Here is a 15,900-nt window from a genome sequence, read left to right as displayed (position 1 = left end):
CTCTTTCCTTCTCTTATTTTCATCAATATTATTTTAAAATATATTTAAGTATCGCTTTACCAACACCATTTTTATTATTACTATCACACATATCTGTTGCTACTTTTATTAAATCTGAATAACCATTTTTCATCATTATTCCTAAACCAGCTTTTTGTAACATTTCATAATCATTTAAAGAATCACCAATTGCCATACAATTTTTTAGTTTAAGATGTCATTTATTCACAAGAAACTTTAAAGCTTTAGATTTATCAAAATTTGCTGGCATAATCTCTAAATATTGATATTTTTCTAACGATGACGATGTTATTCTAATTCGTTTATTAGCTTCAATTTCAATTTTAAAATTTTCACAAATCTTATCCTCTAAATCATCTAAACTAATAGTTAATGTATAACAAGCTGGCAATGCTTGGCAATCATTTAAAACCTTTAACTTATATTTAGGATTTATTTTTGCTTCTCGCATAATCGCAACAGATTTTTTTCTTGTATAAGCAGAATTTTTTAAACCATAACCTCAAAAATTCAAATCATATTTTTTAATAATTTCATAAATATATTTTGTATCCTCTTCATTTAAATGAGCATTTCAAATATTCTTTTTAGTTTTTAAATCATAAATAACACAACCATTAAAACAAATAATATGTTGCGCATACTCATCTAACTTTAATTGCTGAGCATATAAAAGTGCTGCACTAGGTGCCCTTCCCGTTGCTAAAACAACTTTAATGCCTTTCTCTTGCGCTTGAATAATAGTCTCCCTAGTATCATCTAATATTTTTCCTTTATCAGTTAATAAAGTGCCATCAATATCAATTGCAATTACTTTAATATTCATACTATTTATCACTCCTTAGAAATTAATTAAGAAATTAATTGCAAGAATGAATCCACTTGCAATGATGCACCACCAACCAATGCTCCATCAATATCTGGTTGTTCTAAAAGTGCTTTAATATTATCTGGTTTAACAGAACCACCATATTGAATTCTAATCTTATTACTTAGAGCAACATTATATATTTCCATTATATTTTTACGAATAAACTGACAAACTTGTTGTGCTACTTCTACTGTTGCGGTTTTTCCAGTTCCAATAGCTCAAACCGGTTCATAAGCAATAACAATTTGTTCTAATTGTTTCTCACTAACATTTTCTAATGCTATCTTTAATTGGTGAGCAACAACTACTTCTGTTTGCTTATTAATATATTCTTCTTCCGTTTCACCACAACAAAGAATAATTTTTAAATTATTTTCTAAAGCCTTTAAAACTTTTTTGTTAATAATCTTATTACTTTCATTAAAAAGAATTCTTCTTTCAGAATGCCCTAATACAACATAGGAAACATTCATAGTTTTTAACAATAATGGGGAAACCTCTCCCGTAAATGCACCGTCATTTTCAAAATGACAATTTTGAGCACTAATAATTAATTTACTAGCCTCACGAATAGATGTTTCCAATAAAGGAAAACTAACAGCAATTCCAACATCAATATTCTGATTCATCATTTTCTGTTCAACTTGCAAAATAAAATCTTTTGTTTCATTAATATTTTTATACATTTTTCAATTACCGATAATAATTGGTTTACGCATTTAAATAATTCCTTTCTTAATTGTTTTCCTCTTTGATTATAACATATCTATTTTTGGATATGCTGCCACTAGAAAATCGCAATTTTCAATAAAAAACTTTATCAACAAAAGATAAAGCTTTTTATTTTTTCTTTCTTTTAATTCTTTTTTGAGATTTTAGTTTAGCCTTTTTAGAAGCCTTTTTTGCTTTTTTCAAATCTTGATTATTTTTCTTAATAAGTTTTTTCTCTTTTTTATCTTTGTTTTTATTAGCAGAAACTTTAGTTCGCTGTGCCTTTAATTCAATTTTTTGCTGTAATTTTTCTTGTTGTTGTCGTTTTTTAATTTCAATGCGTTCCTTTTTAAGAAATTTACGATAAATGATTCATTCTTGAATATGTTTCTCTCGCAATCTTTGCTTTTCCTCAATTGAAGCATCATTTTTCTTTAAAATTTGATATTCACTGCGATGCTTATTCCTAATTTCTTGATATCGTAAATCTTGAAAGTTTTTGCCAGTAAAAAAATAATGAATCGCACCTAAATATCCTAAATTAACAGCATTACCATTTTTCTTAGCTATACTATTAGCAATTAATATAAAGGGAACATAAATTACCATCCCTAATATTAAATTAGAAAATACTAAAATAATTGCTTTCCAACTTGATGTTGCTAAAATGGCACCAACGCCCACAGGAGCAAGAAAAGACATTTGCAGTGAAGCATAAGGAACATACCCTAACATCATTCATAATCAAGTTCAAATCACTAATAATACTGGACCAATAACCGCAGGAATAAAAAATATTGGATTTAATATTAAAGGATACGAAAATGTTATCGGATGATTAATATTATATATTGTTGGAACTAATGCCATTTTAGATATTGTTCTTGCTCTTTTATCACGACCAATTAATAATGACACCAACAGTAAAGATAACGACATTCCCCATCCCCCAATAAAAATAAAACTATTGAAAAATGATTCATTAAATATAAATTGCGGTACCAAACCAGCTTTGATTGATGCAGCATTTTGCACAATAGCATATCCTCAAACTGGTCCAAAAATACCATTCATAATGTTTGTTCCTGACAAACCAAAAAATCAAAATAACTGTCCAAAAAATACATAAACAATCGCTAAACCTAAACCAATATTCGGATTAGCAGAAAAATTCATAAAAGGATATGCAAAAAACTTATAAAAAATAGCAACTAAATTTAAAGCATTAATATCAGGTGTAAACAAAGCATAATTATCAAATTTAGCTTCATAATTACCTCACATTTCATATCCTTGACCAGTAAACGATAAATATTCAACCTTTTCAAAAACAGCCATTTGGTCTCTTGCTAAAGGAATAACTGTTGAAAATCAAGAATTATCATCAGCTTGAAAAACAAAAACAGCATAAAAAATATTTCCTTCAGTATCTTTAACAATAGCTTTCACCGTATCAGCATCACTTTCTAAATCAAAAAGGCGATTAAATTCTTTCAATACTGCTTGTTGAATCGGAACAGTAATAAACAATTGTGAAACAATAGCAAAAATAACAATAACAATAAGAATTGGCAATAACTTAGCAAATGACTGACTAACAATTGATGCCATTCCTTTTGGCATTTTAATTGCTAACCGATTATTTCGTGATAAAAATAAAAGTAATTCTGCTCCTAAAAATGAAATAATAATTGCTGAAAATAAACCATCAACACCCAAAAACTTTGTGCCAATCTTAACAGGAGTCTGTCAATAAACAGTAATTCCCCCACTAATAAGAAAAACTCCTAATGTTACTAAACCAATAATCACTGCTAATTCTTGATTACGCTTTTTTGCCAATAAATAACCAATTAAAAATGAAACATATGGCGCTAAAATTAAATAAGTAGCACTATAAATTACTTCACCAACAACCTTAAAACTCGTTATTATTTGTTCGCCAATACCAACAAATTCAATAATGTTAGGATTACTAGGAACTACAGAATAAGCATCTGTTCAAACAGCAATTCAATATGCTAATGAACTATTAGTATTGCCAAAAACAGCATTATTAAGAAGCAAAGCAAAAGCACCAGTAATAATTAATGGTATTAATATTGTAAAAGTATTACCAATAACTGACAAATAAGTTTGATTACCCGGTCGCGTTTAGTTTTCTTAGGTATTTTTTAAAAAAGAAAAAATAGTCATTTACTATAAATTATTTCAATATGCAAATTAAGTATATATTTCTTATGTATGATTTTTGTTGTAAAAAATTATTTTAATGTTGTTTTTATAAGCATTTTACTTAGTTTTTATAACCTTTTATTAAGAATATGTTTGTTAATATTAAATATTTTGTTTTATTAATTATTTTTCAAGTAAAAAGGTAATAAATTTTTAGTTGCTTTTCTTTCAAAATTATTCAAATCTTTACCCACCTAACAAAACTTTATGCGCCCAAAAATAATTTAATTCATCAATATTAAAAGTTAAAAATTTTCGTTTCCGATTTAATTTTTTAGAATAATCATTAATAACATCAGAAAAAATAATTTGTTTATTTTCAAAACCCTTAACATAAATATTATAAATATCTAAAAATAATTTTTCTTGCATATCTTTATCTTTTATTAAAGAAAAAAGAAAATTTAATTTAATAAATAAATATTTATATGCTTTTTTTGTTGTTTCTAAAGCCTTAGTTAATCTTTTTTCTTTACCTTTTTCTGCCAAAAAAATACTATTTTTTAAGTCTAATAATAAACTAGTATCAGTCTTATCTCACAGTTTTTCATCAACTATTACTTTATCTAAAAGTAAAACTGAGACATTTAAAAATTCTAAAATAAGATGATGAGCATCACCCTTTTGATATTTTCTTAATAAATCTAAATATGTAAGTGCTACTTCTTTTAAAAGTAATTCCGAAAAATTCACAATAATTTCATTTTTTAATTCATATATATTATTCTCTTTCACTATCAATAACCTCATTTTCAATCCCGTTAACATTCTCAATTAATATTTCTAACTCTTTTTTTAAATCCATTGTTTTCTTTATTTTTTTAAATTCATTATATTTTTGTTTTTTAACAGTATCATAAATTTCTTTAACATAAAATGTCTTATATTGTTCTCGAAGCAATTTTTCCGATAAAATCTTAGTATCAATTTTCTTTTGTTTCGTTGCTTCAACTTCTTGTTTTAGTTTTTCTTTCCTTAGTTTTCTTTCTTGAAAATTTCGTAAAAGTTTTAATAAAAAATCATATGTTGCAACTAGTCACTGAAACATAAAAAAGTATAATTACCTAACATCAAAAATCACCCAAAACAAGTATTTGCTTTTAATATAGTTTAATTTTACACTTTCAAATAATTATTTCAATGATACCCAAATTAAAAATAATCTTTCTTATTAATATAAACAAACAGTAAATAAATTAACAATAAATTTAACAACAAATGAAATAATATTGGTCATCAAACATTCCTTCTAGTAAGTGGCTTATTTCAATCTAAGGAATATGGCATTTTATTTATTGTAACAATATTATACTTATAAGGTAAATATCCTGAAAATCCAAAATAATCATAAGTTATATCTTCATTAACAATATTAGCAATTGTCAAATTATATTGAGAAAATAAGTTAGCACTTAAAAGCAAAGTTTTATTAGCAATTAATTTGGGATTATTTAATTTTTGTAAATCATCTTTAAAAAAGAAACTAGTGTATTTATTCTCATTACTAAATAACTGTTGATATGCTATTTCAATATCAACCTTATACTCTTTAACTACTTCTTTAATAATGTACTCTTTAAACTCATTATTAGTAATAATGGCAGCAAAAAAACTAAATACCTTATGTTTTAAAAAAGATAGCACCTCCATACCATAAAATTGATTTTTATTTAACGAACCATACATCAGTCCTTGATAAGTATATAATTTTTCAATAAAATTTGGAGTGAATTCTAATATTGCTTTATTAATGATAATATCACGCTTAACATTAAAAATTTTATTATCTTTAACCATAAGTTTATCCAACGATTTAAATAACAATTTATTATCAATTAAATATTGTTCAACATCTTGATGAGAAGTCCCAGCATCATTATTTTTAAAACTATTATAAAACCTATGATAATATCCATCAATAGCAATATTTTCTTTATAATAATTACTAATCATCTTAAATTTGTTATTATCACTAAAATAATTACCACTATAATTAATATTCATATAATCTGGTGAGAAAATTGAGAAAACAGTCAAAATAATAACAACTAATAAACTAATGGCATCATTAAATTTATGAGCTAATAAAATTAAAATAAATAAGAAAAATGGGAACAACATAAAAGAAACAGCAACAGTAGCAAAAAGAATTTTTATAAAATGTCAAATTAAATTTTGAGTTAAATTATTTGCTACAACAACAAGTACAAAAGGAACAATAATAAATAATCAGTATATGCAAAATCAAATAAGCGAAACTAATAATTTTTGTACTAAAATACTTGATCTTTTTATTGTTCTCGTAAGTAATAAATGAAAAGTTTTTTCTCGTAAAAGGCGACTAAATATAATACTATATAAAAAAACTAGTAACATCGCAAAAATAAAAATTAAACAAAATGGAACCCAAAAATAATGCATTAATCCTCATTCAACTACTGGAATTATATTTCTACCTCAATTATGCTTATTAATAGTTGTTAATACTAAAATTGTAGAAACAATAGTGCCAATAATAGTAATAAATCACAAAATAAAAGACTTCATTGTTAACATTAAATCCATTTTAAAAACTAGTAATCTTTTATCACTAAGTTTTTGTCTAGTTTTATATAACGCTAACAAACTTGATCATAAATTTCTTGCAAATCTCATATCTCATTTACCTTTCTTTCTTGAATTAAATTAATCTTGCCATTATTTAAAATCAGAAAAGCATCTAAATATGGTTCTAACTCTTTTAAAATATGAGTAGCCACAATAATTGTTTTACCTTGTTGTTTTAAAGAAAGTAATAATTGCAAAAGTTTATTTCTTGCTGTTGGATCTAAATTATCAGTTGGTTCATCAAAAATTAAAATATTTGTATCTAATAAAAGACATTGTGCTAGCATCACTTTTTTTGCATTCCACTTGAAAGACAACAAATATTTTTAAAAACCGCATCATCTAAGTTAAAATATTGCATCATTGCTTTTATTGCCGTAATATTTTCTGTGTTAGTTTTTTTATTAAAATTAGTTAATCCTAAAAGATATTCATTTACTTTTATTTTAGAATTAAAATTAAATTGCTCTGGTAAATAACTAATATCACAATTATTAGTTCGCTTAGTATCATTTCCCATAATTTTAATTTTTCCTGAATTTTTATTAATAACACCAACAATTAATTTAATGAGAGTCGTTTTTCCCGCACCATTATGTCCTAATAATCCAAAAATAATTCCTTTTTTAATATTAAAACTTAAATTATCCAAAATAACTTTACCTTTTATTTTCTTAGATAAATTATTAACTTCAATGGCAAAATCATTATTAAAATTGATATCTAGTTGATCTTGCTTCTTTCAAAAACTTAACTTCACAATTTATTTTCCTTTCTTATTGATTAACAAGTTTATCAATTTCTTTGGCTAATATGCCATCATAGCCTCCAATTGCTAAAAATAAATGGTTTCAATTATCATAGGTCTTTCATTTCAGCACTAATTAAAAATATTAAATTTAAAATCGTGTTTTATTTTCTAAACTAGAAAAAGCAAATCCTGATATTAAAAATACTAATAATGCCTTTAGCATTTTAATAACCTTCCTTTCAAATGTTCTCTTAATTAAAATATAACACAAATAAAATCTAATATTTAACTTTTACTCATTATGAAATAACTTTCGTTTATTTGCAACAAAAAGTCGCTTTTAAATTTAAAAGCGACTTAATATTAATTTAATATTGATTTCATTAACTAGCTGATATTTTTAAGCGCTTATTATCTTTTCTTTTTAAAAATAATAATATGCATCCCGCTAATACTGCTAATAATGAAACAACAAGAATCATTGTTAAGACAATTTGATATCCCGTTTGGCTAGAAAATTTTTCTTCTTTACCATTAACAATCTCAACGATTTCATAACGCTTATAAACAACAGAAGCAATATGTCAAAATCAAGCATCAGGAGAAAAAGAAATTAAAGAAATAAATGCTACCATTAAACCATAATTCTTTTCTGGAATATTTAATTCATTAATTACTGCTCAACGATTAGTTACTAAACATCAACAAGTTATTCCTAAAAGAATAAACATCGCCGAAACAATAATTTGAATTGTAATTTTTCCAGCAGCTCCAAAATTATTAATTGTTGTTCCAAACCCAGGTGTAATAATAGCAATCAAAATTAAACAACTATTTATTACTAGTCCCAAAGTAATAAAGAGAATACACTTCCCTCAGCGATCAGCAATATTTCCTGCAAATGAAGATACAGCAAACCGTGAGAGATAAGTTCTAACAATTCCTAAAATAAATGTTACTACACTAGCAACTTTTAAACTATTTTCTAAGTAATTAATAAAAACGCTTAAACCTGATTGAAACATATAAACACCTAAAATTAATAGTGTTACTAACCACACCTTAATATTACCAATAATCAGTCGTAATTCATCTCACTTAAAAGCAAAAGCTTTCGTTTTTTGCTTTTCTTCAACAAATAACATTGTTAAAACACAAACAATTAAAGCTGTTGCTGATAAAACTCAACATAAAGCTGGAAATGCTCAATTATCTAAACTTGTTGCTTTTAAAATAAAATAAATCGCATAAGAAAAACCAACAATTAAAGCACCAAACAAACCATTAATACTGCCTAATAAACCATTAACTGTTCCTTGTTGCTTGTCGGTTGCTTGTTGTGACAATAACTTTCATAATGCTGACCAAAAAATAAATCCTGTTGCTAATCCTCAAATAACAAATATCGCTACTAACTGACTAAAAATTGCTTCTTCGGTACCTTGCATAAATGGAATTGCTCCATATCAAAAACCAACGCCACCAATCATTGCTAAACCACTAACAATTAATAACTTTAAACTAACTTTATCAGCAAGATAACCACCAAATAAATATGATGGTAATAAAACATACCCATATATTGCAAGAGCACTAGTAAATTTTCCTTCACTAATACCAAACTCAGTATGAATATTAGAAAAAACATTTTTTAAATAAAAAGGCAATGTCATTGATAATACATCTGCCATTGCTAAAATAGCAATAGCTCATATTTTTTTACTGCCAAAACTATGAAAAACTCTCACAAAAGATGAATTTTTTAGTTTTGTCATTTTCTTACTCCTCTCAAATATAAACTTATAAATTTATCTTAACATAAGATTTAGTAAAACATCTTTCATTTAAAAGAAAAAATGTCATTTATTTAAAAATGACATTTTTTTATTCACTAACTAATAAAACATAATCAACGGTTCTTAAATCAAAAAGTTTATTGCCTCCCGAATATGAAATTGCTGATTGTAAATCCTGATTAATTTCTCTTAACTTTGAAGCAATATTTCCTTCAATCGGAACAAAAATTCTCTTGCCTTCAATATTATCAGTATTTTTTTTATTAAAGGCACTAGCTGAACCATAATATTCTTTCAAAAATTGACCATCAACTTGGACAGTTTTCCCTGGTGATTCTTCCAATCCTGCTAATATCGCTCCCACCATACAAATTGTTGCCCCAAATCTAATCGCTTTAGCAATATCACCATGTTCGCGTAAACCACCATCTAAAATAATTGGTTGTTTAATCGTATTAAAAATGTCTAAACAAGCTTTGGGTTGTCATCCAGCGGTGCCAAAACCAGTCTTTAACTTTGTCGTACAAACTTTTCCCGGACCAATACCAACTTTAACACAATCAGCTCCTCAAGAAACTAAATCTTGTGCTGCTTCAACCGTAGCAATATTTCCCGCAATAACAAATGTTTGTGGTAAATGAATTTTAATGTATTTAAGCATCTTTTCCATATATTGCGAATGTCCATGAGCAATATCAATAGTAATAAAATCAGGAATTAAATTTTTTGCTTTCAATTCATCAATGACATTATAATCCTCTAATTTAATTCCCAAACTAATCGAACTATAAAGATTTTGGGCTTTCATTTTAGCAACAAAAGCCACATTATCAAACTCAAAACGATGCATAATGTAAAAATAATTATTTTTAGCTAAAAATAATGCCATTGTTTCACTAATAACTGTTGTCATATTAGCAGGAACAATTGGTAACTTAAATTTAAAGTTACCTAACTGCACACTGGCATCACAGTCTTTCCTTGATTCAACAATACATTTTTTAGGTAATAATCGAATATTTTCAAAATTATAATATTCTCTTTTCATACTTTTCTCCTTAAACATTAACTACTATTCTCAATTCATTGATGAATCATTTTACAATATTGCTCATAGTTTTTACTTCATAGTAAATAATGCGCATCATCAATGAAATATAGTAAATGAGCCCCCATTAACTTTTTAATTTTTTTTTGACTACTAAACGGATGATTATTACTTTGTAATAATAAAACTTTTTTATTTGAATTTTTAAGTTTTCAATACGATTTATTAATTAAAGAGTTCATTTGTAACCGATATCATAATAAAAACGGCTTATTTTCAAAATATTTCTTAATTTGTAACTGATAAGTTTTATTCTTACTAATTAATTTCTCCACCAAAACAACTGGTAATTTAACATTACGATCAAATCAAAAACCATACAACGAAATAAATTTTGTTTTCAAATCACTATCAAGATAATTAGGATTACTAATTATATTCAATAATATTATCCCAGTAACCGATACTTTATTACTAAGACAAGATATAATATTAGCACCTAATCCCTGTCCAAGCAAATAAATTTGTTGATGATGCGCGTTTAGTTTTCTTAGGTATTTTTTAAAAAAGAAAAAATAGTCATTTACTATAAATTATTTCAATATGCAAATTAAGTATATATTTCTTATGTATGATTTTTGTTGTAAAAAATTATTTTAATGTTGTTTTTATAAGCATTTTACTTAGTTTTTACAACCTTTTATTAAGAATATGTTTGTTAATATTAAATATTTTGTTTTATTAATTATTTTTCAAGTAAAAAGGTAATAAATTTTTAGTTGCTTTTCTTTCAAAATTATTCAAATCTTTACCCACCTAACAAAACTTTATGCACCCTTTCCTTACCAATTAATTTAATATTTTAAAAACATTTTTATTTTAATATAAAATAAAGTGAAAAATTCTTTTTTTTCTAGACATTATTACATAATTAAATTTAATCATTATTAATTTATCATTTTAAGATTTTTAATTTTTTATACTCTTAACTAACCACTTTTATTTAAATAAGTTCCTCTCTAAGATATAAAAAAATCCAACTAAAAAATTTGCTACTAATCAAAGTAATAAAAAGAAAGGTCTTTTATTAACCTTTCTTTCTAAGAAGAAATCAAAATTTACAATCCTTCTTTAATATTTAACTAATTTTTTAATGCCATCGGTAATTTAAAATTATTTAAAATTATGTTTGGAGCAAACATAACAACTGGTATTACACCACTTATAAATTTAAAATTAATATTAAACTTTGTTAATATTTTTTCAGAAGATAAATCAAGGGGAAAATTTAGATTTTCTATTTCAAATTCTTTGATTAATATATATTTTATATTTACAGCATTAGGAAATCCAGAATTTAATTTTTCTAATGCTTTTAAAATTTCTGGCAATAATGCTGTTTTTAATTCTTCTTTAGTAACTTTTGTTGGATCGTTAGCAATAATCTTTGTTGGTGATTCAATTGACATAATTTTAACATTTGTATAAAACCTTCTTTTAATATTTATTATTATTTCGGCATTATTGTTATTATTATTTTTTTCACTAACCTTTGCTTTAATATTAATATTTGTTTTATTTCTTATGTCAACTGGAAAATTTTCGCTAAAATCAACGATAAAATCATTTTCAGTTAAAGAATTATCATTTTCTTTTAAAAGTTCTAAAACCGCCCTTTTTACTTTTTCACTAATGTCTGTTTCAAGAATTGACTGTCTTGTTAAAAATTCATCATTAGATGTTTCATATAATAATATTTCTTTTTGACTAATTTTACTTAGATCAAATTTGAAGTTATTAGGATTAGAAGCACGTAATGTCGGCTCATGATTAATTGTTTCTTCTGCTGATTTTGGTTTAGCAATTGGGTTAATTTTAGCTCTGCTACTACCACAACTAACAACTGAAATTAATCCAATGGCAATTAAATTTACTGCACTTAATAAATTTAATAATTTTTTCAATCTTGTATCCTCCTTTTTACTTGTTATTAACATATTGACATTTATATGTGCAAAGATATTTAAATTAATACAAAGCAAATTAAACAATAAAAATTTCTTTCTCCAAATTTTAATCTAAAATATTCTTCGTTTGGAATTTAATTATAAAACATTTCTCAAACTTTCGCTAAAAATAATTTTTCTTGACCGGTCTTCAACATATGTAAATATTACAAGGTTACCAATTTTTTATATTAAATTTAAAGGTAACAATTAAACTAACTGTTACCTTTCAAGAAAATCTTTTTATTTATTATAACGGTTCAAAACCTTCAGGATAAATATACAACCTAATAAAGAAATATACTCCCTTTCCTTGATCAATCTTAATCATATTTATAAAAAAACTTGATGCTAATTTATAAATCGCTCCTAAAATCACAGTAGGTATTCCTAAAAAGAAAATGCTATTAAGCCTATTAAAGACATTATTAATCTGATTTAATACTTTCATAATACTACTAACTTGTTCTTTTAATAAAAAATTAACAATGTTAGGAGCATATTCACTTAAAAATGGTCAATAATCTTCAACTAATTTCATACCAATATTTTTATCTTGCGGAACAATATCAAAAAGCACAATTAAAAAATCTTTAAACGCCTTTTGAATCATATGAAAGTTTTGCGAATGATTTTTTATTATTTGTTGAAGATTATTATATTTACTAAAAAATATTGTCAAAGTATTTTTTATATCGGAATAACTAGAAACATTTTTAAATCGTAAAACCTCTTTTGTGGCTTGTACTGTTTGTTTATTAAAAAAAATTTTTAAACCTGAATTTCAAAATTTTCAACCAGCATTATAAGATTCTGTTCATACTTTCGCATCTCTAAATGGTTTAATATCAAAATTAAATATTGCTTTAACAGTAGCATCATAATTTGATATATCCATTTGCGATGGTTTTTTTATTGTTTGCAAACATACTACATTACTTTTTTGACTAACTAATTGAATTCTACTAGAAGCTAATTGCGTCACACTTGTTAATCCAATAGTGATACTACTTAATACTGATATAAAACTATTCATTAAGTAACCTTCCTTACAAAATATCTTTAGTAAAATATACCTCCTTCATCATTCTTAAAATTTATTTTAGCACATAAATAAAATAAAAAGATGATAATTAATTACTAATTACCATCTTTCATTTTTTTTGTTTGCTTTTGACATTGATATTGACGATACAAAAAGAATAAAAACCCTAAAACTAAACTTGTTAAAATAAATACCATCATACTAATAGCTAATCCTGACATTACCTTTTTTTCCTTTCACTTCATATTTTTTGAAATAATTGTTTAATTTCTTTATTAAAAGCTAATATAAAAGCAAGCATAACAACTACCGTTATACCAACTATACCACCAACTGCTGCAAAAATAAAGGGCTGACTAATAATGTTATTAACAAAAACTCAGAAATTCATAGTAATACTAATTATTAAAACTAACGGTGCAACAACAAACAATGTTAACTTAAATAATCTTCTTAATTTAATTCAAGAATTCTTATTATTATAATCACATATAATTTGAATTTTTTTTCAAACAAAACATACCCCAATAATTTCAATAATACCAATAATTAATTGTCATAAACCAGCAACTCACGAAGCAATGCCATCAATTAACAATGCTGAATTTTTAAATACTAAAATAAATCCTAACATCATCGCAACACCAGCAACAATTATTGTTGCTGGTAATCGTTTAACATTCAAATCTAAATGAAGTGGTGATGTTGCCCCCTCTGTTGCCATAATTAATGATGAAATTCCAGCAAAGAAAACCGTTAAAAAGAAAATAATCCCAAGAAAATTACCAAGACCATAAGTAACATTATTAATTTCTGCAAATATCTTTGGAAAAACACTAAACACTAACGAAGTTTCACCAGCACCAAATACTTCTTCAAAATTCTTATTTTCTAAAGTAGCAATGTTTCCAATACCAGCAAAAATTGTAATCGCCGCAATCATTGCTACTAAAACATCACCAAAAACAATAATAAAAGCTTGATTAGTATTATCCTGATTTTTAGGAGCATAACCAGAAAAGATAATTATTGCCGCTGTACAAATACTTAAAGTAAAAAAACCTGATCCAAAAGCACTCGTTCATGTTTTCATTTCTTTTAATTTAGCAATATTAGGTTCAAATAAATGTTGTAACCCTATTCCCGCACCTGTAGAAACCATATACATATGACAAGATTTTGTTTTCTACAAACTTTTAGGGGGTGTTTTCTTTTGGCAGTAATATTTTGTATTGAATGCGACAACGAAAGTTATGTTGTTGGTAATAAAAATACAGTTGGAATCTGTAATTCTTGCGATGAAAAGGGTTTTTAAATTTTGAAAGGAACGATAGATTATAAAATATGTCGCTGGTAGTTTACATCTATTTAGTGATAAACGATATTTGCATGTTGCTTGTGAGAAAAAATTTATTAATCATATTAAAAAAATTTTAAAAAATAAAAGTAAAAGGAATTTAAAAAATAATGTTTAAAGTTAAATTAGTTAGTATAAAAAGAAAAATATTTAAAAATAAAGATGGCTCTATGATGTCAGGTTATTCTGCCGAATTTTTGCGTTATGAAAATGACTTATTTGAGCCTACAGGCGAACAAAAGGCTTTATGAATTGATGATAACAATCTAGAACAACAAGAAATTTATAAACTGTTAAAAGAAAATGTTAAATCATTTTTTAGTTGCGAATTAACTTTTGAAAAAACCCCCAAAATAGTTAACTTGCAAAAAATTGAATTATCAAAAAATCAAAAAAACTTGTCCAGTTAATTGATAATCACTTCGGTCTGCGAAGCGGTGCGGAAGGCGTATGCCCCGCCCGCTAGCGGGTTAGTCGGCGAAGCCGACTATTACTTGATTAAATAACACAACTGGCGAAAATCTAAAACGGGAGCATAAAATATGAATTTACAACCTCAAAATCCGACTGATTTTTATATGAAAACTATTTATTACGGTCAATATATTCGCAATATTGTTATGCCGTTAGAACGCATCAAAGCAAATACTCGTAATACTGATGGAGTTAAAAATAAGGGTAATTGTGATACAAAACTGCTTAATAGCAATATTCGTGCAAAATCTAATGTCATTCGGAAGGCATATCATAATTTTTGAGACTGTAAAAAACTTACATTCTTAACGCTTACTTATGCTGATGTTAATGAATTTGATATTAGAAAATGTAAGCGTGATTTAAATAAATTTTTTAAAAAATTAAAATACTGATTTAAAGTTAAAAATAAAAATATTAAGTACTTGTATACCTATGAATATCAAAAACGAGGCGTTATTCATTTTCATATTTTAATCACCGAAAAAATACCACATAAAATTATTTTACAATTTTGACCTTATGGAATTAACAAAAATATTAGAGTTCGTGAAAACACTAATGAAATGGTTGTAAAATATTGCTCTAAATATATAACTAAAAATGTTCTGAACGAAAAATCATTAAACCAGTATGACTTAAATATCAAGGCTTATCAATTCTCATATAATTGTCAAAATCCCATTACTAGAAAACAAGTATTTACCGATACTTTGAATAATATTGTTAATAGAACTGTAAATTCTGAATTTGTAAAATACTTAAAATCAACAGTTAATAAATTTAAAACCAAAATGTGCGGAGCAATCTATGAATTTAAAAATATTAATTATATAGACTTTGAAAGTGCACATTATGCTTCATTAGAAAGTTTAAGATTTAGAAATCAACTATTAAAAATGAAACATTAGGAGTTAAAAAATGAAAGAAAAATTGCAATTTAAAATAAAAATTAAAAATTAAAAAATTAAGGAGAAA

General features: G+C 25.3%; 17 protein-coding genes. 2 read left to right on the top strand and 15 right to left on the bottom strand.

The window, feature by feature from the left end:
• Positions 1–28: 28 nt before the first annotated feature.
• The 15 genes from AAHF53_RS02005 to AAHF53_RS01935 all read right to left on the bottom strand — a co-directional run bounded on the left by AAHF53_RS02005 (position 29) and on the right by AAHF53_RS01935 (position 14,259).
• Complete coding sequence (locus AAHF53_RS02005) at positions 29–847, bottom strand: Cof-type HAD-IIB family hydrolase (protein WP_342190067.1); 819 nt, start codon at positions 845–847, stop codon at positions 29–31.
• Positions 848–873: 26 nt separating this feature from the next.
• On the bottom strand, positions 874–1,611 hold the full coding sequence (gene tpiA, locus AAHF53_RS02000; RefSeq protein WP_342190066.1) for a triose-phosphate isomerase: 738 nt from the start codon (positions 1,609–1,611) through the stop codon (positions 874–876).
• A 121-nt stretch (positions 1,612–1,732) separates the two neighbouring features.
• Positions 1,733–3,733, bottom strand: coding sequence for a PTS transporter subunit EIIC (locus AAHF53_RS01995; RefSeq protein ID WP_342190065.1), 2,001 nt, complete (start codon positions 3,731–3,733; stop codon positions 1,733–1,735).
• Between the two features lie 291 nt (positions 3,734–4,024).
• Positions 4,025–4,573: a hypothetical protein gene (locus AAHF53_RS01990; protein ID WP_342190064.1), complete on the bottom strand. Its 549-nt coding sequence runs from the start codon at positions 4,571–4,573 to the stop codon at positions 4,025–4,027.
• Positions 4,560–4,886 (bottom strand): hypothetical protein, encoded by a 327-nt coding sequence (locus tag AAHF53_RS01985; protein WP_342190063.1) that lies wholly within the window; start codon positions 4,884–4,886, stop codon positions 4,560–4,562. Before AAHF53_RS01985 ends, AAHF53_RS01990 begins: the two co-directional genes overlap by 14 nt.
• Positions 4,887–4,990: 104 nt before the next feature.
• Positions 4,991–6,493, bottom strand: coding sequence for a hypothetical protein (locus AAHF53_RS01980; RefSeq protein ID WP_342190062.1), 1,503 nt, complete (start codon positions 6,491–6,493; stop codon positions 4,991–4,993).
• Positions 6,457–6,732, bottom strand: a complete 276-nt coding sequence (locus AAHF53_RS01975; RefSeq protein ID WP_338968926.1) for an AAA family ATPase — start codon at positions 6,730–6,732, stop codon at positions 6,457–6,459. Before AAHF53_RS01975 ends, AAHF53_RS01980 begins: the two co-directional genes overlap by 37 nt.
• Positions 6,726–7,205 carry an ATP-binding cassette domain-containing protein gene (locus tag AAHF53_RS01970; RefSeq protein WP_342190061.1) on the bottom strand — a complete coding sequence of 160 codons (480 nt, stop codon included), beginning with the start codon at positions 7,203–7,205 and terminating at the stop codon, positions 6,726–6,728. The genes AAHF53_RS01975 and AAHF53_RS01970 overlap by 7 nt, the downstream gene beginning before the upstream one ends.
• Before the next feature lie 374 nt (positions 7,206–7,579).
• A complete protein-coding gene (locus AAHF53_RS01965; RefSeq protein ID WP_342190060.1) occupies positions 7,580–8,971 on the bottom strand; it encodes an MFS transporter in 1,392 nt (463 codons plus the stop codon).
• Positions 8,972–9,080: 109 nt separating this feature from the next.
• Complete coding sequence (locus tag AAHF53_RS01960) at positions 9,081–10,040, bottom strand: GMP reductase (RefSeq protein ID WP_338967518.1); 960 nt, start codon at positions 10,038–10,040, stop codon at positions 9,081–9,083.
• Between the two features lie 17 nt (positions 10,041–10,057).
• Positions 10,058–10,558 carry a hypothetical protein gene (locus AAHF53_RS01955; RefSeq protein WP_342190059.1) on the bottom strand — a complete coding sequence of 167 codons (501 nt, stop codon included), beginning with the start codon at positions 10,556–10,558 and terminating at the stop codon, positions 10,058–10,060.
• A gap of 624 nt (positions 10,559–11,182) precedes the next feature.
• Positions 11,183–12,004 (bottom strand): lipoprotein, encoded by an 822-nt coding sequence (locus tag AAHF53_RS01950; RefSeq protein WP_342190058.1) that lies wholly within the window; start codon positions 12,002–12,004, stop codon positions 11,183–11,185.
• Positions 12,005–12,296: 292 nt separating this feature from the next.
• Positions 12,297–13,082, bottom strand: coding sequence for a hypothetical protein (locus AAHF53_RS01945; protein ID WP_342190057.1), 786 nt, complete (start codon positions 13,080–13,082; stop codon positions 12,297–12,299).
• A 104-nt stretch (positions 13,083–13,186) separates the two neighbouring features.
• Positions 13,187–13,312, bottom strand: a complete 126-nt coding sequence (locus AAHF53_RS01940; RefSeq protein ID WP_338968747.1) for a hypothetical protein — start codon at positions 13,310–13,312, stop codon at positions 13,187–13,189.
• Positions 13,312–14,259 carry a hypothetical protein gene (locus AAHF53_RS01935; RefSeq protein ID WP_342190056.1) on the bottom strand — a complete coding sequence of 316 codons (948 nt, stop codon included), beginning with the start codon at positions 14,257–14,259 and terminating at the stop codon, positions 13,312–13,314. The genes AAHF53_RS01940 and AAHF53_RS01935 overlap by 1 nt, the downstream gene beginning before the upstream one ends.
• A 299-nt stretch (positions 14,260–14,558) precedes the next feature.
• Here AAHF53_RS01935 and AAHF53_RS01930 point away from each other — a divergent pair, with 299 nt between their 5' ends.
• Entirely contained in the window at positions 14,559–14,858 is a 300-nt protein-coding gene (locus AAHF53_RS01930) for a hypothetical protein (protein WP_338966992.1), read from the top strand.
• A 132-nt stretch (positions 14,859–14,990) separates the two neighbouring features.
• A complete protein-coding gene (locus AAHF53_RS01925; RefSeq protein ID WP_342190055.1) occupies positions 14,991–15,833 on the top strand; it encodes a rolling circle replication-associated protein in 843 nt (280 codons plus the stop codon).
• Positions 15,834–15,900 lie beyond the last annotated feature (67 nt).

This window comes from Spiroplasma endosymbiont of Dilophus febrilis, assembly GCF_964030685.1.
GTDB lineage: Bacteria > Bacillota_I > Bacilli_A > Mycoplasmatales > Nriv7 > Nriv7.
This window is presented reverse-complemented; position numbering and strand designations above follow the sequence as displayed.